This window comes from Solemya velesiana gill symbiont, from assembly GCF_002020805.1.
Lineage (GTDB): Bacteria > Pseudomonadota > Gammaproteobacteria > Chromatiales > Chromatiaceae > Sedimenticola_A.
This window is the reverse complement of the sequence record NZ_MPRJ01000021.1, coordinates 1-21,493: the sequence shown is the minus strand read 5'-3', so window position 1 is coordinate 21,493 and position 21,493 is coordinate 1. Positions and strand designations below refer to the sequence as shown.

The following is a 21,493-nucleotide window of genomic DNA, read 5'->3' as shown; positions in this document are numbered from 1 at the left end:
GAAAACGGGGCTCTTGTTCTTATTTGCACGCTACCAACGTCAAGACGTTGAAAAACTTGCGGCAAATACCCTATGTCAGTGGCGCGAATTCTACATTTCCCGGGCGTGAAACGCAAGCCATATACCTAAAACAGAAAAGGCCGTCGATCAGACGGCCTTTTCTGGAATTTGGTAGCGGGGGTAGGATTTGAACCTACGACCTTCGGGTTATGAGCCCGACGAGCTGCCAGACTGCTCCACCCCGCATCTGGAAGCCGACATACTACACACCGTCCCTCGCTTTGACAACCCCCGAAGTAATAAATTCGGAACTTTCCTCTTCGACAAATAGAAACGCCGCCCAATAGGCGGCATTGAACTCTTGATTTCGCTCTGTATCAGCTGAACGCAGCGGCGCAAACCGACAGCAGGCTCGCGGGGAACATACCCAGAGCCAGCATGGAGAGACCGTTTACCGAAAGCACTACCTGGGCATCCAGTCCAGCAGTCAGCGGGGTATCGTCCACCGGCTTGTCAAAATACATCAGCTTGACAATGCGTAGGTAGTAGAAAGCACCGATGATAGAGAAGAATACACCCACCAGGGCAAGCCAGGTCATGTCGACGCTCACCACCGCTTCCAGTACGAACATCTTGGCGAAGAAACCGACAGTGGGCGGTACACCGGCCATGGAGAACATCAACAGCAGCATCATAGCGGCGAACCAGGGGCTGCGCTCATTGAGGCCCTTGTAGTCTTCCAGGTTTTCAGCCTCGAAGCCGCGTCGGCTCAACAGCATCACGATACCAAAGCCACCCAGGGCCATCAGCGCGTAGACAATGCTGTAGAACATGGCGGCAGTGTATCCCTTGCTGGTACCGGCAAGGATGCCCAGCAGGATGAAACCGACATGGGAGATGGTCGAGTAGGCCAGCATGCGCTTGATGTTGGCCTGGGCAATGGCAACAACATTACCGATACCCATGGAGAGGATAGCGAGGATCACCAGCATCCCCTGCCAGTCGCCGTGGAGAGTGCCCATACCGTCCACCAGCATGCGCATGGCCAGTGCAAAGGCTGCAATCTTGGGGGTGGAACCGATGAACAGTGTCACCGCGGTAGGTGCACCGTGGTAGACATCGGGCACCCACATGTGGAAAGGCACTGCACCGAACTTGAATGCCAGGCCGATCACCACGAACACCAGGCCGAAAATCAGCACCATCTTGTTCGCTTCCGGATTGGCCAGGCCCTGGGAAACCGCACTGAACTCGATGGAGCCGGTGGCACCGTAGATCATGGAGATACCGTAGAGCAGCATGCCGGAGGCAAGCGCACCGAGCACGAAGTATTTCATGGCGGCTTCAGAGCCGATCACCGAGTCGCGGTTGAAGGCGACCAGGGCATACATGGAGAGCGTGAGCAGTTCCAGGCCAAGGTAGATCGTCAGGAAAGTGTTGGCCGAAACCATCACCATCATACCCAGTACTGTGAACAGGCCCAGGACGTAGAACTCACCCTTGAAGATGTCGCGGTCGCGTAGGTAATCCTTGGCGTAAAGGAAAGCGCCCGCAGTGATGATGAAGATGGCGATCTTCAACACATCACTCATGGTGTCGCGGATCACGCTGCCGTCAAACACCACCTGGGTTTCCCCTGTTGCGGTCACAGCGGTAATACCAATAGCCAGCAGCAGGCTGGCCTGGGTTATGCCGTAGCTGATGACCCGCTGTTCCTCTTTCAGGAACAGGTCGACGACCAGCACCAAGCAGGCCGCGGACAGGATAAAGATCTCCGGCAGTACCGGTATCAGAGTGGACAGTTCAAATTGCATCGAAACTCACCAATTCCTATTTAGGCCCAGCTGCATCAGAGCTTGGACACGGCAATATGCTTCAACAGGTTCTCGATGGAGACATCCATCACCTCCACCAGCGGCGCAGGCCAGAGACCAAGTACCAGGACCGCCAGTGCCAGGCTGCCCAGGACAAAGAACTCACGGTTGTTGATATCCTCGAGGGTAGCGACATTGTTGTTGGCCACCTTGCCGAACACCACCCGCTTCACCATCCAGAGGGTGTAGGCGGCGCTGATGATCAGGGTGGTCGCGGCCAGCACGGCAAACCAGACATCGGCGCGGAAGCTGGCAAGGATCACCATGAACTCGCCCACGAAACCGGAGGTTCCAGGCAGGCCTGCGTTGGCCATTGCAAAGAAGACCATGAACGCGCCGAACAGTGGCATGGTATTGATCACACCACCATAGTCGTTGATCTGGCGGCTGTGCATACGGTCATAGAGCACACCGACACAGAGGAACATGGCGGCAGAGATAAAGCCGTGAGAGACCATCTGCACCATACCGCCCTCGAGGCCGAGAATAGCGCCGCCCTGGGTCTCGCTGTTATTCATGATCATGAAGGCAATGAAGAAGCCCAGGGTCACGAAGCCCATGTGGGCGATGGACGAGTAGGCGATCAGCTTCTTCATGTCCTGCTGCACCAGGGTCACGAAACCGATGTAGACCACAGCGATCAGGGACATGAGGATGATCAGCCAGTCGAGTTCGTTGCTGGCGTTAGGAGTGATTGGCAGGCTGAAGCGCAGGAAGCCGTAGCCACCGATCTTCAGCATGATCGCCGCCAGGATCACGGAGCCGCCGGTGGGCGCCTCCACGTGGGCGTCTGGCAGCCAGGTGTGTACCGGCCACATGGGCACCTTCACCGCAAAGGCCAGGAGGAAGGCGATGAAGATCAGGATCTGCTCGTTCAGGCCCAGCTTCAGGTCGTGGAAGGCCAGGATGTCGAAGGAGCCGGACTGGAAGTACATGTAGATCAGTGCGACCAGCATGAACACCGAGCCAAAGAAGGTGTAGAGGAAGAACTTGATGGTGGCGTAGACCCGATTGGGGCCGCCCCAGACACCGATGATAAGGAACATCGGGATCAGCATTGCTTCCCAGAACACGTAGAAGAGCATGGCGTCGAGGGCGCAGAAGACACCCACCATCACACCTTCCATGATCAGGAACGCTGCCATGTAGTGTGAAGGCTTGTACTGGATCACCTCCCAGCCGGCGATGATCACAAACACCGTGATGAAGGTGGTGAGGATGATCAGCGGCATGGAGATGCCGTCCACACCCAGGTAGTACTCGATATTGAACAGCGGAATCCAGCTGGCACGCTCAACGAACTGCATGTCCGATGTCGTGGGATCGAAGCTGGAGTAGAGCGGCAGGCTCACGACAAAGGTCAGGATCGCGATTACCAGAGCCGTCCAGCGGGTGGCATTGGCGGCATTGTCGCCGCTGGCTAGCACCAGGATTCCGCCGATGATCGGAAGCCAGATGATCAAGCTGAGAATGGGCCAATCTGCAAACATGCGATGCTTCCCTTAAACAATTACAAACCAGGTCAACAACAACAGAAGACCCAAAATCATGGCAACGGCGTAGTGGAACAGGTAGCCGGTCTGAACATTGCGTACCCAGCCAGCGACACGTCCCACGGTCTTTGCGGAACCGTTGATGATCAGGCCGTCGATCAAGCCGCGGTCGCCCGCATCCCAGAGCAGCTTACCGATACCACGGCTGCCGCCGGCAAACAGGGCCTGATAGGTCTCGTCGAAGTAGTACTTCTTGTCGAGAATCGTGTGGACGATATTGAAACGGGTCTTGATGTCGTGGGCGATGGGCGGCTTCTTCATGTAGATGAACCAGGCGACAAAGAGACCTGCCATGGCGAGATAGAAAGGTGCGCTGGCGTAAAAATGACCCAGCATACCGTTGCCGTCATGCACCACTTTCTCAAGCGCTGCAATGGTGTTGTGTTCCGGAAGCACGTAGATCGCACCCTTGAACCAGTCGCCGAACAGCATCGCATCGACGGTAAAGTAACCCACGAATACCGACGGTATTGCGAGTGCAATCAGCGGCCAGGTGACCACCTTGGGAGACTCGTGCAGGTGATCCTTGGCGTGCTCATCACGGGGACCTTCACCGTGGAACACCAGGAAGAACATGCGGAAGCTGTAGAGCGCGGTAATGAAGACACCCACCAGTACCGCAACGTATGCGTAGCCGGATCCGGCGATGGTTGAGTGGTGTACCGCATCGATGATGGCGTCCTTGGAGAAGTAGCCGGAGAAACCGGGGAAACCGATCAGCGCCAGGGAGCCAAGCAGGGAGGTTATCCAGGTAATTGGCATGTACTTCTTGATGCCGCCCATGTTGCGGATATCCTGGTCATGGTGCATGCCGATGATCACGGAGCCGGCCGCCAGGAACAGCAGCGCCTTGAAGAAGGCGTGGGTCATCAGGTGGAAGATGCCTGCAGCATAGGCGGAGACGCCCAGGGCCACCATCATGTAGCCGAGCTGCGACAGCGTGGAGTAAGCCACAACGCGCTTGATATCGTTCTGCACGATACCGATCAGGCCGGTGAAGAAGGCCGTGGTCGCACCAATCACCAGAACGAAGGTGAGCGCGGTCTCGGAAAATTCGTAGAGCGGTGACATGCGAGCGACCATGAAGACACCGGCGGTCACCATGGTGGCGGCGTGGATCAATGCGGAGATGGGGGTCGGGCCCTCCATGGAGTCCGGCAGCCACACGTGGAGCGGAACCTGGGCCGACTTACCCATGGCACCGATGAAAAGGAAGACGCAGATCACGGTCATCAGGGACCAGCTCTCGTCACCCCAGACGTTGATCTGGACATTGGCCAGCTCCGGCGCCTTGGCGAACACCTCGGCGTAGTCGATGGTGTCGAAATACATGGCCACCGCTGCGATACCGAGGATGAAGCCGAAGTCACCGACGCGGTTGACAAGGAACGCCTTGAGGTTGGCGAAGATTGCAGTGTCGCGCACCGACCAGAAGCCGATCAGCAGGTAGGAGACCAGGCCCACAGCTTCCCAGCCGAAGAACAGCTGCATGAAGTTGTTGGACATCACCAGCATCAGCATGGAGAAGGTGAACAGGGAGATGTAGCTGAAGAAGCGCTGGTAGCTGTTGCGCCCTGCCAGGCTCTCATCGGGCCAGTTGTGCTCGTCGTCGGCCATGTAGCCGATGGTGTAGATGTGTACGCAGAAGGAGACGAAGGTAACCACGACCAACATCACTGCGGTGAGTTGATCCACCAGGAAACCAACTTCCATGCGCAGGCCGTCGCTCACCATCCAGGTGTAGACGGAATCGTTGAACACCTCGGCCTCTCCGCTGACAAACTGCCACAAAACGTAGAGGGACAGCACCGCGGAGATGCCGACACCGCTGCTGGTCACCCAGTGTGCGCCGACGCGTCCGATCCGGCCGCCGAAAAAGCCCGCAAAGATTGCGCCTATGAGGGGCGCCAACACGATTGAGAGATAAATCTGTTCCATGCGTTAACCCTTCAGCGTATCCAGATCTGCCACGTTGATGGTGCGGCGGTTACGGAACAGGACCACCAGGATGGCCAGGCCGATGGCCGCCTCGGCAGCCGCAACTGTCAGAATAAAGAAGACGAAGACCTGTCCCGCCGTATCTCCCAGGTAATGGGAGAAGGCGACGAAGTTGATGTTCACCGCTAACAGCATCAGTTCGATGCACATGAGCAGGATGATCACGTTCTTACGGTTCAGGAAGATACCCGCAATACTGAGCGAGAAGAGTATCGCCCCGAGAATCAGATAATCGGAGAGTGCAATCATGATTAGTCTTCCGCCTCCATTGATACCACCTGGACACGATCGGGCCCTTTCTTCACCTTCACCTGCTGCGAGGGGTCCTGAGACTTGGTTTCAGGACGCTTGCGCATGGTCAGGCCGACGGCGGCGATGATGGCCACCAGCAGGATGACCGCTGCAATCTCGAACGGATACATGTAAACGGTGTAGAGCACGTTGCCGATCTCGGCCGTGTTGTTATAGTCGGCTGCACGGGCCGCGGGGGCCGCGTAGTTCTCAAGTCCGAAGTTGTCTGGACCCACTACCAGGAAGATCTCCAGCGCCATGGCAGCGGCAACCAATAGTCCAACCGGCAGGTAACTGATGAATCCCGCCCTGAGTGTCTCGACATCGATATCGAGCATCATCACCACGAACAGGAACAGCACCATTACCGCCCCCACGTAGACCAGCACCAGCACGATGGCGAGAAACTCCGCTTCAGCCAGCATCCAGATACAGGCACTGGAGAAGAAGGCCAGCACCAGGAAAAGCGCCGAATGCACAGGGTTGCGCCGGGTAATCACCATCGTGGCGGCAAACACCAGGATGGCGGCGAATACATAAAAGACAAACTGTTCGAATGTCATTGGTTCATCCAATTCATGTTGACGGGCCAGCCTCAGCGATACTTGGCCTGGGCCTCGATATCGGCTGCAATCTGCGCCTCGTATTTATCCCCAATTGCAAGGAGTTTCTCCTTGGTCATAATGGCGTCTTCACGGTTCTCGAAGCTGTACTCGTAGACCCGGGTCTCCACGATGGCGTCCACCGGACAGGACTCCTGGCAATAGCCGCAGTAGATGCACTTGAACAGGTCGATGTCGTAGCGCGTGGTGCGGCGTGAACCGTCCTCGCGAGGCTCGGCCTCGATGGTGATCGCCAGTGCCGGACAGGTCGCCTCGCAGAGCTTGCACGCGATGCAGCGCTCCTCGCCGTTGGGGTAACGGCGCTGGGCATGAAGTCCGCGAAAACGGGGCGATACAGGCGCCTTCTCTTCCGGGTACTGGACCGTGAATTTCTTCTTGAACAGGTACCTGCCGGTCAGGTTGAGCCCTTTGAACAGCTCCAGCAGAAACAGGCTCTTAATGTAATCGGTTAATACTTTCATCTGTCACCCCGCCTCAGTCGAACCACCAGGGCATCTGATAGACCACCGCCAGGCCCACCACCAGGATCCAGACGATGGTGATGGGAATGAATACCTTCCATCCCAGGCGCATGATCTGGTCATAGCGAAAGCGTGGGAAGGTGGCGCGCAGCCACAGGAAGAAGAAGCCGAAGATGGCTGTCTTGATGAACAGCCAATGGATGCCGTCGCCCAGCAGGAAGACACCGTCTACCCAGCTTGCGGGGAAAGGAGATAGCCAGCCACCCAGGAACATCAGCGCGGTGAGCGCGGAGATCAGGATCATGTTGGCGTACTCGCCCAGGAAGAAGCAGGCGAAGGGCATGCCGGAGTAGTCCACGTGGAAACCGGCTACGATCTCGGACTCACCCTCGGCCACGTCGAAGGGCGCGCGGTTGGTCTCAGCCACTCCGGAGATGAAGTAGATCACGAACAGCGGCAGCAGCGGCAGCCAGTACCAGTTGAAAAGGCCACCCTCCCCTCGCTGGGCATTAACAATGTCACCCAGGTTGAGGCTGCCAGCGGCAACCAGTACACCCACCAGGGCAAAGCCCATGGCAATTTCGTAGGAGACGATCTGCGCCGCCGAGCGCAAGGCACCGAGAAATGCATACTTGGAGTTGGATGCCCAGCCGGCAATGATCACGCCGTAGACGCCAACCGAGGTCATTGCCAGGATGTAGAGCAGTCCTGCATTGATGTCTGCCAGCACAAGTTCTTCGGTGAAGGGGAACACCGCCCAGGCCGCCAGTGCCGGCCCCAGGGTCAGCAACGGCGCAATAAGGAACAGGAGCTTGTTCGCCTTGGTCGGGATCACAATCTCCTTGAACATCAGCTTCACCGCATCGGCGATCGGCTGCAGCCACCCCTTGGGTCCTACCCGGTTGGGGCCGATACGCACCTGCATGTAGCCGATGATCTTGCGTTCCGCATAGGTAAAGTAGGCGACTGCCAACATCAGCGGCGCCACGATTACCACGATCTTGATCATAATCTGAATGATGATCAGATTTTCACCAAGCCATTCCCAGAGCCCAATCAATGCACCCATCGGTTATGCCTTCTCCAGCGTCACTTCACCAAACTGACCGCCCAGCATTTCGGTGCCCGCCAGTCCTGCAGGTACCCGCACACAGCTGTCCGGTACGTTGGGATCTATCTCGATGGGCAGTACAGCCCGGTTACCGTCTTGTACCACCACGGCACGATCGCCTTCTGCGAAACCGCCCCTGGTCGCCTCCCTGGCATTGAGCCGGATGGAGGCGCTGATGGCGTCCTTGGTCTGCTGCAGTGGAGCAGCACGGCGCACCAGCGGGTCAATTGCGTAAAGGGGTACATCGCCGATTCTGGTCAGTCCGCCAGCGGCCACTTTCCGTTCGGAGTCGGTAGCGTCACCAACCGTGTTGTCCGGTTGCCTGTCGCCGGCCGTTTCCTTTACTTCGTTGAATACGTCTACAGAGCTGTCCTGATCGAATCCATCGATATCCAGCATGTTGCCCAGGACACGAAGTACCTTCCAGGCGGGACGGGTCTCACCTTTCGGGCTCACCGCACCGGCGAAGGATTGCCAGGTGCCTTCAGCGTTGACATAGGTACCCGAAGTCTCCCCAAAGGATGAGATGGGCAGCATGACATCCGCCGCCGCCTCGATGGTCGGGCTACGGAATACCGTCAGCGCTACCACGAATTCCGCCTTGTCGAACGCCGTGGTGGCGAGTGCCGGATTGTAGAAATCGTAGGCTGGCTCCACACCCATCAGCAGGTAGCCCTTGCGCGGATGCTCCAGCATGGCAGTGGCATTCAGGCCATCTGTCCTGATGGCCAGACGTGCACCGGTGCTGTTTGCCGCTTCGGGCAGAAAGCCCAGCTTGGCACCACTTGTCTCGGCCACCTTGGCAGCCAGCGAACAGAGCAGCGAGTAGTCGGGATGAGCCACGGCGATATTGCCCAGAAGCACACTGGCGTTGTCCGCTGTCTTCAGCTGTTCGGCAACTGCCTTGTGGGCATCGCCCACCTCTGCGGAATCGATGATGTCGCCGCTGGCGCCCTGTGCTTTGGCCACGGCAGCCAGATCGTCCACCATGCCGGCCGGGGTGTTGACCAGCTGGCTGGAGGCGTAGTTCATATCCAGCTCCATGGGATTGATGAAGCTGATGTTGGCACCTGCCACTGCCGCCTTGCGCAAGCGGTGTCCGAGAATCGGCTGCTCTTTACGTACATTGGAGCCGATCAGCAGGGCTGCGTTGAGTGTTTCAAGCGCTTCAATGGACTGCCCCAACCAGGGGTAGGCAGACTCTTGGCCGCGGAAGTCGCCCTGGCGCAGGCGGTAGTCAATGTTAGAGCTACCCAGACCAGTGACCAGTTTCTGGGCCAGGTGCATCTCCTCCAGGGTCGCAGAGGGAGAGACCAGGGCGCCGAGCTGTTCACCAGCCACATCTTTCAGGCCTTGTGCCACCTGGTTCAGTGCATCGTGCCAGCTGGTTTCCATCCACCCATTCTTCTGCTTGATCATGGGACGGGTGAGGCGCTCTTCGCTTGCCAGGCCGGTGTAGCTAAATCGGTCGCGGTCGGAAATCCAGCACTCGTTGACTGCCTCGTTGTCACAGGGCACCACGCGCATCACTTCATTGCGGCGTACATGGACGTTGACCGATGAACCCACAGAGTCGTGCGGAGCAATGCTCTCGCGCTGTACCAGCTCCCAGGCGCGGGCATGGAAGCGGAACGGCTTGGATGTGAGCGAACCGACCGGGCAGACATCGATGATGTTACCGGAGAGTTCGGAATCAACGCTCTTTTCAATATAGGTGCCGATGGTCATGTGTTCGCCGCGACCGGTTGCCCCCAGCTCACGGATACCGGCGATCTCGGCACCGAAACGTACGCAGCGGGTGCAGTGAATGCAGCGGGTCAGGTCAGTTGCCACCAAAGGACCGATGTCCTTGTCCTTGACCACACGCTTGCCTTCCACGAAGCGGGAGACGTCGCTACCGTAGCCGACTGCCACATCCTGCAGTTCACATTCGCCGCCCTGGTCGCAGATCGGACAATCAAGGGGGTGGTTGATCAGCAGGAACTCCATGGTTCCCTTCTGGGCAGCCAACGCCATGGGCGAACGGGTGAACACCTTCATGCCGTCCGCTACCGGAGTTGCACAGGCAGGCAGGGGCTTCCACACCTTCTCGACCTCCACCAGGCACATGCGGCAGTTGGCGGAGACGGAGAGCTTTTTGTGATAACAGAAACGGGGGATATTGATACCCGCCGCATCCGTAACATCGATCAGCATGGCCCCGGCTTGCGCCTGGAGCTCCCGGCCGTCGACTTCTATTGTTACCGTCTGGTCTTCAGACATTGACGTTGTTCTCTAAGCCAGTAACAGAATTAAATGTTGTTCAAATCGTTTCCTGATCATCAGGAGCCGACTTTGCATCGCTTGTGTTCGATGTGGTACTCGAACTCGTCCCGGAAGTGCTTCAGCATGCCCTGAACCGGCATGGCTGCTGCATCACCCAGCGCACAGATGGTGCGGCCTGCAATTTTCTCGGTCACATCATCCAGCAGCGCCAGGTCTTCGGGGCGGCCCTGTCCGTTCTCGATACGGCTCACCACGCGGTAGAGCCAACCCGTACCTTCACGGCAGGGAGTGCACTGTCCGCAGGACTCTTCATAATAGAAGTAGGACATGCGCTCCAGCACCTTGACCATGCAATTGGTGTCGTCCATCACGATCACCGCACCGGAACCGAGCATGGAGCCCGCGCCCTGAATCGAGTCGTAATCCATGGTCAGGTCCATCATCTGTTCACCGGGGATCACCGGGGAGGATGAACCACCGGGGATCACCGCCTTGATGGGACGACCGTCTTTCATGCCGCCAGCCATCTCCAGCAACTCGAAGAACGGCGTGCCCATGGAAATCTCGAAGACACCGGGATTGTTGATATTGCCGGAGATGGAGAAGAGCTTGGTACCGCCGCTGTTCTCCACGCCAAGATCCTTGAACCACTGGCCACCCTTCTCCATGATCATGGGAATGGATGCCAGGGACTCGGTGTTATTGATGATGGTCGGACATCCGTAGAGACCAAAGTGGGCCGGGAACGGCGGCTTGTAGCGCGGCTGCCCCTTCTTGCCCTCGATGGACTCCAGCAGGGCAGTCTCTTCGCCACAGACGTAGGCGCCACCACCCAGGTGGACATTCAGATCGAAATCGAAACCGGAGCCGAAAATGTTTTCGCCCAGAAAACCGGCTTCGCGGGCCTGGTCGATGGCGTCCTGGAAGCGCTGCGCGGGCTCGATGAACTCGCCGCGGATATAGTTGTAGCCACGGGTGGCACCGATAGCGAAGCCCGCGATGATCATCCCCTCCACCAGCTGGTGGGGGTTGTAGCGCAGGATGTCGCGGTCCTTGAAGGTACCGGGCTCACCCTCGTCCGAATTGCAGACCACGAACTTCTGGCCCGGCGCATTGCGGGAGATGAAGCTCCACTTGAGACCGGTGGGGAAACCCGCACCACCACGGCCACGCAGGCTGGAGGTCTTCACCTCCTCGATGATCTGCTCAGGGGTGATGCCCTCGCTGAAGATCTTCTTCAGCATCTCGTAGCCGCCGATACTGCGGTACTGATCGATGTCCCAGGGGCGGTCCAGGCCCAGTGTACGGAGACAGACTTCATTCGCCATAACGCTTACTCCAGTCCGTCCAGAATGGAATCGACCAGCTCAGGGGTCAGATTCTCGTAATACTTGTTGCCGATCTGAAACATCGGCGCACCGCCGCAGGCGCCCAGGCACTCCACCTCTTTTAGGGTGTACTTGCCGTCCTCGGTGGTCTCGCCAAGCTTGATGCCAAGCTTGTTCTCCATGTGGTCGACGATCCTGTCGGAGCCGTTGATCATGCAGGAGACGTTGGTGCAAACGCAGACCTTGTGCTTGCCTACTGGCTTGAGTTCGTACATGGAGTAGAACGTGGCCACCTCGTAAACCGCGATGGGCGGCATGTCGAGATAGGCAGCTACCTTGTCCATAAGCTCTTCGGTCAAATACCCGCAGTTGTCATCCTGTACAATTGTCAGGGCCGGCATCGCAGCAGACTGCTTCCACTCTTCGGGATACTGGGCAATCGCCTTGTCGATCTCCGCCCTCACCTCGGCAGAGAACAGGCTCTCCTTGTTCTCCACCGGCTTGACGGTGCTCATTGGTGCATTCTTGAAACCCATCAGCGGTCAATCTCCCCGAATACAACGTCCATGGTGCCGATCACGGCAGCCACGTCAGCGATCATGTGCCCTTTCACCATCTCGTCCATGGCGGCAAGATGAGGGAAACCCGGGGCACGAATCTTCAAGCGGTAGGGCTTGTTGGCGCCGTCGGACACGACGTAGCAGCCGAACTCCCCTTTCGGTGCCTCCACTGCGGCGTAGGACTCGCCCACAGGAGTGCAGTAACCTTCAGTGAACAGTTTGAAGTGGTGAATCAGGCTCTCCATGTCACCCTTCATGTCGCCACGGCTGGGCGGCGCGATCTTGTGATCTTCCAGGAGCACGGGGCCTTCGTTTTCACGCAGCCACTTCACGCATTGCTTTATGATACGAGCGGACTGGCGCAACTCTTCGATGCGTACCAGGTAGCGGTCGTAGCAGTCGCCGTTCTGACCCACCGGGATATCGAAATCCACCTTGTCGTAAGCGGCGTAGGTCTGCTTCTTACGCAGGTCCCAGGCGAAGCCTGAACCGCGGAGCATGGGACCGGTGAAGCCTAGGTCCAGGGCCTTTTCCGGAGATACCACACCGATGTCCACAGTACGCTGCTTCCAGATACGGTTGTCGGTGAGCAGTGTCTCGTACTCGTCAACCAACCCGGGGAAGCGGTGTGCGAAATCATCGATGAAATCGAGCAGCGAACCTTCGCGGGTCTCGTTCTTGCGGGCGATATCGGCATCGCTGCGAAACTGGTTGTTCTCGCACTTGGGCATCTGGTCCGGAAGGTCACGGTAGACACCACCAACACGATAGTAGGCCGCGTGCATACGGGCGCCTGATACCGCCTCGTAGCAATCCATCAGGTCCTCACGCTCACGGAAGGCGTAGAGGAAGACGGTCATGGCACCGATATCCAGAGCATGGGTACCCAGCCACATCAGGTGGTTGAGAATGCGGGTGATCTCGTCGAACATGGTGCGGATGTACTGGGCCCTGACCGGCGCTTCAACGCCGAGCAGGTTCTCGATGGCACGCACGTAGGAGTGTTCGTTGCACATCATGGAGACGTAATCGAGCCGATCCATGTAAGGAATGCTCTGATTGTAGGGCTTGGTCTCGGCCAGTTTCTCCGTGGCGCGATGAAGCAGACCGATATGGGGGTCTGCACGATCGATCGTTTCGCCGTCCAGTTCAAGCACCAGGCGCAGCACACCGTGTGCGGACGGGTGCTGGGGACCGAAGTTCAGTGTGTAGTTACGAATCTCAGGCATCGGTGTTATCCGTCTGTTCGTCCTGCTGGAAGCCGTCTTCACGAATCACCCGCGGTACCAGGGTGCGGGAATCGAGTTTGATCGGCTCGTAGATCACACGTTGCTGTTCCGGGTCGTAGCGCATCTCCACATGGCCTTCCAGGGGGAAGTCCTTGCGGAACGGATGGCCCAGGAAGCCGTAGTCGGTAAGGATGCGGCGCAGGTCCGGATGTCCATTGAAAAGGATGCCGTACATATCAAACGTCTCGCGTTCGAACCAGTTGGCGGCGCCCCAGACATCGCACACCGAATCGACGATGGGATGATCGGCGTCAGCGAAGGTCCGCACCCGCAGGCGCAGATTGTTGCTGACCGAGAGCAGATGGTAGACCACGGCGAAGCGTTCAGCTCCCTCCCCCATCTCGGCGGAAACGGCCTCTACACCGCGACCAAAACCGGTTGCGCTGGCTTCTGCAGTCACCCACTCGGACTGACCGTACGCGAAGTAGTCCACACCACAGGCATCAATCAGTTCTTCAAATAGAAAATCCTCGCCATCGCGCAGTGCGAGAGCGATCCCGTGCAGTGCGTCACGGGGCACGATCATGGTTACTTCACCCAATGCATAGGTGACGCTGCAGCCCTTGGATCCAAATTGCTCGTTGAGTTTGTCGGCAAGCGCTTCGTGGCGCTCGGCGGACATGCTCTTAACGTTTTCAGTCATGATGCACTACCTACCGAGCGATGGTGCAGGTACGCTTGATCTTGTCCTGCAGCTGAATGATGCCGTAAAGCAGCGCCTCCGCCGTTGGAGGACAACCCGGCACGTAGATATCCACCGGAACCACGCGGTCACAGCCCCTTACTACCGAATAGGAGTAGTGGTAATAGCCTCCGCCGTTGGCACAGGAGCCCATGGAGATTACCCAGCGCGGCTCTGCCATCTGGTCGTAGACCTTGCGCAATGCAGGAGCCATTTTGTTGACCAGGGTCCCGGCTACGATCATGACGTCTGATTGGCGTGGGCTGGGGCGGAATACGATACCGAAACGGTCCATATCGTAACGCGCTGCCGCGGCGTGCATCATCTCAACCGCGCAGCAGGCCAGACCGAAGGTCATGGGCCACAGGGAACCGGTACGTGCCCAGTTGATGAGTTTGTCGGCGCTCGTCGTGACGACGCCCTTCTCGAGGAGACCCTCTACTCCCATTCCAGCGCCCCTTTCTTCCACTCGTAGATGAACCCGACAACCAGGATGGCGAGAAAGATGAACATGGCGACGAAGCCGACAATGCCTATCTTGTCGAGCACCACGGCCCACGGGAAAAGAAATGCGATTTCGAGATCAAAAATGATAAACAGGATGGCAACGAGGTAGAACCTGACGTCAAACTTCATGCGGGCATCTTCAAACGCTTCGAAGCCGCACTCGTATGGCGAAAGTTTCTCACTGTCCGGACGCCGGGTGCCCAGGATAAATCCCAGTGCAATCATCACAACCCCGACAACCAGTCCAACCCCGATAAAAACAAGGACAGGTAGGTAGTTTTCTAGCATTATATCCTCACCTCTCCACCCGGATGGTTATTGCTGTTTAATTCCGGGCGCGAAATATGGAGTTCGGAGTCTAGACAACCCACTCCCTCGTGTCAACCCCGACCAGACCCTAAAATTTCTTATAATTCAATAACATAACACGCTTTTACACAATAAAAAGGCATCATCCGAAAAATCGAATGATGCCTCTTCGTTTATGGTGCCGATGGCCGGAGTCGAACCGGCACGGCTTGCGCCACTACCCCCTCAAGATAGCGTGTCTACCAATTCCACCACATCGGCTTGAAAAATGTACTACTGCTTTTGTTACAGATTCCTTATTCTGCTTTCTTCTCGCCCTGCTCAGCTGCAGCAGGTGCCGTAACCGTGGGAACCGGTACGCTTTCTGGTGCAGCCGCTTCAGTAAGCGGTGCCACAGCGGGAACTTCGGAAACCGGCGCAGGAGCCACGGGCTGCTCGATCATCGTACCCTCGCTCTCCATCAGATCCGGGCGCTCCACGGACTGCATGGCAAACCAGGCCATACCCAAGCTGGTGACGAAAAACAGAGCCGCCAGGATCGCAGTTGCCCGGCTGAGAAAATTTGCCGAGCCCTGGGCACCAAACACGGTACCAGATGCGCCAGAACCAAAGGCGGCGCCAGCATCGGCGCCCTTGCCGTGCTGTATCAGCACCAGGCCGATCAGGCCAAGCGCCAGAAATAAATGTACAACAACCAGAATCGTTTGCATTCGGATTTCCGCTGATTCCTGAAAAATCGAAGCGGGGATTTTACATGAAGCTTTAGTAAGAAAGAAACATTATTTTCTTACTAATCACCCCTTTTCCGGCCCCGCCGGGAGAATTTCCAGGAAAAACGCCCTTCAGTGCAGGGAATCAGCCAGCTGCCGTGCAGATACCGAGGAAATCCCCGGCCTTCAGGGAGGCACCACCGATCAGTCCACCGTCAATATCGGGCTTGGCGATCAGTTCCTGGGCATTGTCGGGTTTCATGCTGCCGCCATAGAGGATACGCAGGCCTTCAGCAACCTCGGCACTCTTTTCTGCCACGCGGGAACGAATGAAGGCGTGCACATCCTGCGCCTGCTCAGGCGTAGCGGTCTTGCCGGTGCCGATAGCCCAGACGGGTTCGTAGGCGATCACACCGTCAGCCAGCGCTTCCACACCCTCTAGGTTGATGACGGCATCCATCTGTCGGGCGCACACCTCTTCGGTAATGCCCTGCTCACGTTCTTCCAGAGTCTCTCCGATGCAGAGGATGGGCACCAGGCCGGCTGCACGGGCAGCGGCATACTTCTGGGCTACCAACTCATCGCTCTCATTGTGGTAGGTGCGACGCTCCGAGTGTCCGACGATGGCGTACTTGCTGCCGAAGTCCTTGAGCATGTCAGTGGAGATTTCACCGGTGTAAGCACCGGAGGCGTGTACAGAGACATCCTGCCCACCCCAGGCAACAGCAGAGCCGTTGAGCTGATCCTGTACGTCAGCGAGGTAGACATAAGGTGCACAGACCGCAACCTCCGCCAGGTTGACGCCACCCATTCCGGCCTTTACACCATCGAGCAACTCCCGGATGCTTTCCCGAGAACCATTCATCTTCCAATTACCAGCAACGAGTGGTTGACGCATTTCCCCTCTCCTGAACAATCAATTGTAAATTGCGCGGTAGTCTATCCGGCGGCATAGACCAAATCAAATTAATAAAAGGAATAGATAGAATCAAAAATGCCTATAGAGACCGAGCACTTCTCTTTATCGGCACCCGTAAGATGCGGTACGCCAACAAAACGGGGGCCACCAATTAATCGGCCATGCCAGGAAGAAGCTCCCCATCAACTACAAGTGCGGGGCCTGTACCGAATACCCCGACATTGGACATCACCTCGGGGGCATCCCCGTAACAGATTCTGTTACGCCCTGCCTGCTTGGCCAGGTACATCCGCTTGTCAGCACATTCCACGAACTGCGCAAGGGTTGCGGGCTGATCGTTGAGATACTCCGCACATCCCACGCTGGCGGTTACTGCCCTGCCATCAGGCCGCTCACCCAATCCGACATCCGCAATGTGGGCCATGATTACCCCGTGATCGGCAACAGACGCATAGGGTGCAACAATAACGAACTCCTCACCACCCCAGCGGATCAGCAGATCCACCTTCCTGATATTGGACAGCATGTTCTGTACTGCCCGTACCAGTACATCATCTCCCGCTTCATGGCCAAACTGGTCATTGATTGATTTAAAGTGATCCAGGTCGATGAAGATAAGTGTCAGCGGACTCCGGTTCCGCTCGGCCAACAGATAATACTTCTCCAACAGTTCTTCGCCTGCCCCACGATTGAATGCACCGGTCATGGGATCATGTGCTGATTTGACAATGATCTCGCCGAGGTAATGAAGCTGACTGACTCCGGAGAGGATCGCGATTATGGAAACCAGGGAGAGCAACCAAACCAGACCGAAATGGGCATCGCCATTTACGATCCCCTGCCCCAGGGAACCGACAAACCACTCAATCGCGATAATCGGCAGGGAAAAGATCAATCCTTCCAGCAGGGACGAATAACCGGTACCGAAATCATCCACCGCCAGGCGTACCCCCATAGACTTCAATTCCGTCAACGCCCGGATAGCCGACTCCGCCTCCTGCATGATACAGGACTCCGTAATCTCCAACTCGAGATTCCAGGGTTTCAATCCAGACTCTTCAAGGCTCTTTTGGACCATGGAGACAAGATCGTAACGCTCGATCTGCTGCCCGGACACGTTGACACTGACCCTCCCGATCTCCAGTCCCGCCTCGATCCACTCCTGCATCTGATGGCAGGACGCCCTTAGCACCCATTCACCCAGGGGAAGGATTAATCCACACTCCTCGGCCACATGGATGAAACTGTCTGGTGAGATCAGTCCCCTCTCAGGGTGTTGCCACCTGACAAGCGCTTCCGCCCCGACCAGCTTGCCGGATTTCAATGAATACTGGGGCTGGTAGTGAACGACCAGTTGATCCTGCTCAAGGGCATGGCGCAGTTCGCGCTCCAGCACCACCCGCTCCATTGCAGAGCTGGTCAGCTCTTTGGTATAGAAGCAGTAATTCCCTCTCCCTAAATCCTTGGCCCTGTACATTGCCGCATCGGCATTCTTGATCAATACATCAGCATCGGTGCTGTCGTTTGGACTGATACTGATACCAATACTCCCCGTCACGTAGAGCTTATGGCCCTCGATTTCAAAGGGCTTGTTGAGTTCATGCAGAATCTTGTCCGAAACCGTGGCGGCCGCCTGCATATCACTGACACGTTCCAGAAGCATGATGAACTCGTCCCCACCCAGGCGCGCAACAGTGTCCTCATCCCGAACTGTCGCGGAGAGGCGCTCAGCAGCAAGTTGTAACAGACGATCCCCCATGGGATGTCCGAAGCTGTCATTGATGTTCTTGAACAGATCGAGGTCCAGGAACAGTACCGCCACCTGCTCGTTGTTTCTTACAACCCGCTCAAGGCTGTGCTCCAACAGCGCACTGAAGAGCAGGCGGTTGGGCAATCCAGTCAAGGCGTCATGGTGAGCCAGGTGGGCAAGACGCTCTTCAGACTGCTTCATGGGCGTAATATCGGTGAAGACACTGACCAACCGGGTTGTCATACTCTGGTCATTTTTCACCGCGCTGATGTTCATCCACTGGGGATAGACCTCACCGTTTTTGCGCCGGTTCCAGATCTCGCCACGCCATTGGCCTGTCTCCGTGATGGAGGCCCACATATCGCTGTAGAACTTCTCATCGTGCCGCTGGGACCTCAACATACTGGGCTTCTGACCCAACGCTTCGGCCTCGGAATAACCGGTAATTTCCGTAAATGCCTTGTTTACAGCAATGATGGTACCTTCCAAATCGGCGACCATCACTCCTTCCACGGTACTTTCAAATACCGTCGCTGCTAGTCGCAGCTGATCCTGGGCATCGACCCGCTCGGTTATATTTGCAGCCGTTCCCCTGTAGCCAAGAAAACCGCCCTGCTCATCAAACACCGGAACACCACTCATACTGGCACAGCGCTGCTTTCCGTCCTCACCATCATGCCAGAACTAAAAGTCCTTGAAAGGGCGTCTTTGATCGAGATCGCGCTGATGACTGCGCCACTTCTCACCATTCAAATCGACAGGGGTCAATTCCTCACAGCGTTTGCCAATCACATGATCAGGTGAAATACCGGTACTGCTCCGAGAGAAAAGTGAATCTCAGGTCCGGTCCGATCTCCCAGAACCAGTCGGACGCCGAAGCGGTGAAATCCCTGAAGCGCTGCTCACTCTCCTCCAGTGCCTTTTAGGCCTTATCGCGATCCGCACGAGCACGCTGCGCATGAACACTATATGAGAGGTCTTCAGCCAGATTCTCGAGCAGCTGCACTTCTTCGCTGTCGAAGGCATCGACATCCTTGGAATAGATCAAGAGAACACCGCAGACATCCCCGTTTTCGCCAAGCGGAAAAGCGCACACCGATCCGAACCCTCTTTCAATGGCGTCGTTTCTCCAGGGTTCGAATGCCGGGTCGCTATGGACATCTCGAATAATCGCCGGAGTACCGGTTCGGATTGCAGTGCCACCGGGGCCACGTCCACGGGGCGTATCCGCCCAGGTAAGCATGGCATTCTTGACAAAACCGGCGTCGATACCGGCAACTGCCATAGGGTTGATGGTCTTGTTCTCATCGTTCTGGGCACAGCCGACCCAGGCCATGCGGTAACCGCCTGTCTCGACGATATGGTGACAAAACTCGTTCAGCATCTGCTCTTCGGTCAATGCCCTGATCATCGACTTGTTGCATTGACTGAGCATTTCATAGGTGCGGTTGAGATCGCGCAGCCTGTTCTCCCGATTCTTCTGCTCAGTCACATCCTGCACGATACCGAACATGCTGACCGGCTTGCCATCATCATCCCTGGCCAGGTCGGCACGCGCCAGAATGTGGCGAACATCGCCATCGTGACCCAGCACCCGGTAATTCACGTCATAGTCTTCGAGACCGGTAGCGGCATTCTCAAAGGCCTGGGCCCAACGATCCCTGCCTTCCGGGTGAACCAGGTTGTACATGATGTCCGGACTATGCTCCTCACTATTCGAAAACCCGAGGATCTGCTTGGCAGAGTCGGAGAGTATGCATTGGCGGCTATTGATATCCACCTGCCACTTGCCGAGCAGGGCAATTTCCTGGGCCTTCCTGAGTTGCGCTTCCTTGGCGGAAATGGCCTGTTCCATCTTTTTGCGTTCAGTGATGTCATTGGCCAGGGCAAAAAAGCCCTTTAGTCCTTCATCCGGAGTCTTGTCCGGCACATAGGTCACCTGGACATAACGGCTGCTACCGTCAGGGTATGGAATAGCTGAATCGAAGTGAACCGTTTCACCTGAGAGGACGCGTTGAATGTGAGGAAGAACAGCCTGGTATCCCTCCGGGGTCATCACTTCATCAACGCGCTTGCCCTTGAGCGCATGATCCGGTCCATACCAGCGTTCATACTCCTCGTTGATGAACTGGTACTGCAGTTCTGAGTCCACATAGGCGATCAAGGCTGGCAGTGAATTGGTAATCAGTCTTAACTGTTCTTCACTTTCACGGAGTGCACTTTCAGCCCTTTTCCGTTCTGTCAGGTCTGTGAAGAAACCAACATTTACGGGGCCGTCCGGAAACTGAAGTATGGTTGCATCCAACTGCACAGGAAAGATTTCACCGTCTCTTCTGATGCCTTCTGTTTCATAGCTGCTGGGAACCGACTCACCAGCGAGCCTTCGGGAAGACAAGTCCATGACCTCATCCCTGCTACCAGGAGCAATCGCTTCTGTAAGAGGCCTTCCATAAAGCTCGCTAGGATTCTTAAAGCCCAGCATATCGAGGCAGGCCTGGTTGGCAAAGATCACCTTGCCATTTCTCGCCATGCCAACCCCGAAAGGACAACTCTCCACCAGTGAGCGCAGCCGACGCTCGCTTTCACTCAACGCTTCCTGGTTCTTTACCCGCTCGGTGATATCCTGGATCGCCCCGGTGATACCCAGGGGCCTGCCGGTAGCATCCTTGTTGGCGGTCAGCCAGACCGCGATGTTTCGTGCTGAACCATCAGGCAGATTAATGGTCAGTTCTTCGAAGCCATGACCTCCCTGCGCCAGTTGCAGCTTCAACCGTGTACTGAAACGCTCCCGGTCCGATTCCGCCAGTGCATTGATAAAAACATCGAGATCCGGGTACGTAGATGCCAAATCGATTTCGTAGAGGGGGTTTGATTCACTGACCCAACTGAGCCTGTTTCTGAGAATATCGTATTCCCAGATTGCCAGCCCCGCTGCCTTGGAAGCCAGCTTGAGACGAATCTCGTTGCTAACCACGTTCTTTATCAGTGACCGGGCGTGTTCACCATACACGCCGTCGCCCTCATGCTCGCCTGTTGGGCTGCCCACGCCCTCGACCAGCCAGAGGCGATCTACATCCAGGTAATCTACCAAGCGACCCACATTGGAAGCGGAGATATTACCGCCACCGAGCCAATTGTAGAGAGACTGCAAGCGAGTCTTCGATCTCGTGAAAGATTTTGGGACATCCAAGTCCCCAAAATCGACTCGGCCTTCGACAACCTATTAGTGCCCCGGACGTCCTGGTCACCGACCGCTACGCGAT

17 protein-coding genes, 2 tRNA genes and 3 pseudogenes are annotated in these 21,493 nt (G+C 56.8%); all 22 read right to left on the bottom strand.

Annotated features, from left to right (window positions below; all coding sequences use genetic code 11):
- Positions 1-169: 169 nt before the first annotated feature.
- Positions 170-246 (bottom strand) — tRNA-Met (locus tag BOW53_RS04705).
- 131 nt (positions 247-377) lie between these two features.
- A complete protein-coding gene (gene nuoN, locus BOW53_RS04700; RefSeq protein ID WP_078486355.1) occupies positions 378-1,814 on the bottom strand; it encodes an NADH-quinone oxidoreductase subunit NuoN in 1,437 nt (478 codons plus the stop codon).
- Positions 1,815-1,849: 35 nt separating this feature from the next.
- The gene (locus tag BOW53_RS04695) at positions 1,850-3,364 is read right to left on the bottom strand and encodes an NADH-quinone oxidoreductase subunit M (protein WP_078486354.1); all 1,515 of its coding nucleotides are present in this window, start codon (positions 3,362-3,364) and stop codon (positions 1,850-1,852) included.
- Between the two features lie 12 nt (positions 3,365-3,376).
- On the bottom strand, positions 3,377-5,365 hold the full coding sequence (gene nuoL, locus BOW53_RS04690) for an NADH-quinone oxidoreductase subunit L (protein ID WP_078486353.1): 1,989 nt from the start codon (positions 5,363-5,365) through the stop codon (positions 3,377-3,379).
- 3 nt (positions 5,366-5,368) lie between these two features.
- Positions 5,369-5,674, bottom strand: coding sequence for an NADH-quinone oxidoreductase subunit NuoK (nuoK, locus tag BOW53_RS04685; RefSeq protein WP_078486352.1), 306 nt, complete (start codon positions 5,672-5,674; stop codon positions 5,369-5,371).
- Positions 5,675-5,676: 2 nt separating this feature from the next.
- Positions 5,677-6,279, bottom strand: coding sequence for an NADH-quinone oxidoreductase subunit J (locus BOW53_RS04680; protein WP_078486351.1), 603 nt, complete (start codon positions 6,277-6,279; stop codon positions 5,677-5,679).
- 32 nt (positions 6,280-6,311) lie between these two features.
- Complete coding sequence (gene nuoI / locus BOW53_RS04675) at positions 6,312-6,800, bottom strand: NADH-quinone oxidoreductase subunit NuoI (protein ID WP_078486350.1); 489 nt, start codon at positions 6,798-6,800, stop codon at positions 6,312-6,314.
- Between the two features lie 13 nt (positions 6,801-6,813).
- A complete protein-coding gene (gene nuoH, locus BOW53_RS04670) occupies positions 6,814-7,869 on the bottom strand; it encodes an NADH-quinone oxidoreductase subunit NuoH (protein ID WP_135607004.1) in 1,056 nt (351 codons plus the stop codon).
- A gap of 3 nt (positions 7,870-7,872) precedes the next feature.
- The gene (gene nuoG / locus BOW53_RS04665; protein WP_078486349.1) at positions 7,873-10,173 is read right to left on the bottom strand and encodes an NADH-quinone oxidoreductase subunit NuoG; all 2,301 of its coding nucleotides are present in this window, start codon (positions 10,171-10,173) and stop codon (positions 7,873-7,875) included.
- 59 nt (positions 10,174-10,232) lie between these two features.
- Complete coding sequence (gene nuoF, locus BOW53_RS04660; RefSeq protein WP_078486348.1) at positions 10,233-11,504, bottom strand: NADH-quinone oxidoreductase subunit NuoF; 1,272 nt, start codon at positions 11,502-11,504, stop codon at positions 10,233-10,235.
- A 5-nt stretch (positions 11,505-11,509) separates the two neighbouring features.
- Complete coding sequence (gene nuoE / locus BOW53_RS04655) at positions 11,510-12,040, bottom strand: NADH-quinone oxidoreductase subunit NuoE (RefSeq protein ID WP_172838768.1); 531 nt, start codon at positions 12,038-12,040, stop codon at positions 11,510-11,512.
- Positions 12,040-13,293, bottom strand: coding sequence for an NADH-quinone oxidoreductase subunit D (locus tag BOW53_RS04650; protein WP_078486347.1), 1,254 nt, complete (start codon positions 13,291-13,293; stop codon positions 12,040-12,042). Before BOW53_RS04650 ends, nuoE begins: the two co-directional genes overlap by 1 nt.
- Positions 13,286-13,996: an NADH-quinone oxidoreductase subunit C gene (locus BOW53_RS04645; RefSeq protein WP_078486346.1), complete on the bottom strand. Its 711-nt coding sequence runs from the start codon at positions 13,994-13,996 to the stop codon at positions 13,286-13,288. The genes BOW53_RS04650 and BOW53_RS04645 overlap by 8 nt, the downstream gene beginning before the upstream one ends.
- A 10-nt stretch (positions 13,997-14,006) precedes the next feature.
- On the bottom strand, positions 14,007-14,483 hold the full coding sequence (locus BOW53_RS04640) for a NuoB/complex I 20 kDa subunit family protein (protein WP_078486345.1): 477 nt from the start codon (positions 14,481-14,483) through the stop codon (positions 14,007-14,009).
- Positions 14,474-14,830, bottom strand: coding sequence for an NADH-quinone oxidoreductase subunit A (locus tag BOW53_RS04635; RefSeq protein ID WP_078486344.1), 357 nt, complete (start codon positions 14,828-14,830; stop codon positions 14,474-14,476). The genes BOW53_RS04640 and BOW53_RS04635 overlap by 10 nt, the downstream gene beginning before the upstream one ends.
- A 197-nt stretch (positions 14,831-15,027) precedes the next feature.
- Positions 15,028-15,112: transfer RNA gene (locus BOW53_RS04630), tRNA-Leu, on the bottom strand.
- Between the two features lie 35 nt (positions 15,113-15,147).
- Positions 15,148-15,561: a preprotein translocase subunit SecG gene (secG, locus tag BOW53_RS04625; protein ID WP_078486343.1), complete on the bottom strand. Its 414-nt coding sequence runs from the start codon at positions 15,559-15,561 to the stop codon at positions 15,148-15,150.
- Positions 15,562-15,706: 145 nt separating this feature from the next.
- Entirely contained in the window at positions 15,707-16,459 is a 753-nt protein-coding gene (gene tpiA / locus BOW53_RS04620; protein ID WP_078486342.1) for a triose-phosphate isomerase, read from the bottom strand.
- Between the two features lie 172 nt (positions 16,460-16,631).
- A pseudogene (locus tag BOW53_RS13855) lies at positions 16,632-17,192 on the bottom strand (GGDEF domain-containing protein); the annotation flags it as partial.
- 192 nt (positions 17,193-17,384) lie between these two features.
- Positions 17,385-17,807 (bottom strand): annotated as a pseudogene (locus BOW53_RS13850) (EAL domain-containing protein); the annotation flags it as partial.
- A gap of 126 nt (positions 17,808-17,933) precedes the next feature.
- Positions 17,934-18,872 (bottom strand): annotated as a pseudogene (locus BOW53_RS13845) (diguanylate cyclase domain-containing protein); the annotation flags it as partial.
- A 280-nt stretch (positions 18,873-19,152) separates the two neighbouring features.
- Positions 19,153-21,381 carry a PAS domain S-box protein gene (locus tag BOW53_RS04610; protein ID WP_172838767.1) on the bottom strand — a complete coding sequence of 743 codons (2,229 nt, stop codon included), beginning with the start codon at positions 21,379-21,381 and terminating at the stop codon, positions 19,153-19,155.
- Positions 21,382-21,493: the final 112 nt, after the last annotated feature.

Bases quoted from the DNA above. Each gene is read 5' to 3' on its own strand.
- nuoN (WP_078486355.1), bottom strand. From the start codon at position 1,814: ATGCAATTTGAACTGTCCACTCTGATACCGGTACTGCCGGAGATCTTT.
- BOW53_RS04695 (WP_078486354.1), bottom strand. From the start codon at position 3,364: ATGTTTGCAGATTGGCCCATTCTCAGCTTGATCATCTGGCTTCCGATC.
- nuoL (WP_078486353.1), bottom strand. From the start codon at position 5,365: ATGGAACAGATTTATCTCTCAATCGTGTTGGCGCCCCTCATAGGCGCA.
- nuoK (WP_078486352.1), bottom strand. From the start codon at position 5,674: ATGATTGCACTCTCCGATTATCTGATTCTCGGGGCGATACTCTTCTCG.
- BOW53_RS04680 (WP_078486351.1), bottom strand. From the start codon at position 6,279: ATGACATTCGAACAGTTTGTCTTTTATGTATTCGCCGCCATCCTGGTG.
- nuoI (WP_078486350.1), bottom strand. From the start codon at position 6,800: ATGAAAGTATTAACCGATTACATTAAGAGCCTGTTTCTGCTGGAGCTG.
- nuoH (WP_135607004.1), bottom strand. From the start codon at position 7,869: ATGGGTGCATTGATTGGGCTCTGGGAATGGCTTGGTGAAAATCTGATC.
- nuoG (WP_078486349.1), bottom strand. From the start codon at position 10,173: ATGTCTGAAGACCAGACGGTAACAATAGAAGTCGACGGCCGGGAGCTC.
- nuoF (WP_078486348.1), bottom strand. From the start codon at position 11,504: ATGGCGAATGAAGTCTGTCTCCGTACACTGGGCCTGGACCGCCCCTGG.
- nuoE (WP_172838768.1), bottom strand. From the start codon at position 12,040: ATGGGTTTCAAGAATGCACCAATGAGCACCGTCAAGCCGGTGGAGAAC.
- BOW53_RS04650 (WP_078486347.1), bottom strand. From the start codon at position 13,293: ATGCCTGAGATTCGTAACTACACACTGAACTTCGGTCCCCAGCACCCG.
- BOW53_RS04645 (WP_078486346.1), bottom strand. From the start codon at position 13,996: ATGACTGAAAACGTTAAGAGCATGTCCGCCGAGCGCCACGAAGCGCTT.
- BOW53_RS04640 (WP_078486345.1), bottom strand. From the start codon at position 14,483: ATGGGAGTAGAGGGTCTCCTCGAGAAGGGCGTCGTCACGACGAGCGCC.
- BOW53_RS04635 (WP_078486344.1), bottom strand. From the start codon at position 14,830: ATGCTAGAAAACTACCTACCTGTCCTTGTTTTTATCGGGGTTGGACTG.
- secG (WP_078486343.1), bottom strand. From the start codon at position 15,561: ATGCAAACGATTCTGGTTGTTGTACATTTATTTCTGGCGCTTGGCCTG.
- tpiA (WP_078486342.1), bottom strand. From the start codon at position 16,459: ATGCGTCAACCACTCGTTGCTGGTAATTGGAAGATGAATGGTTCTCGG.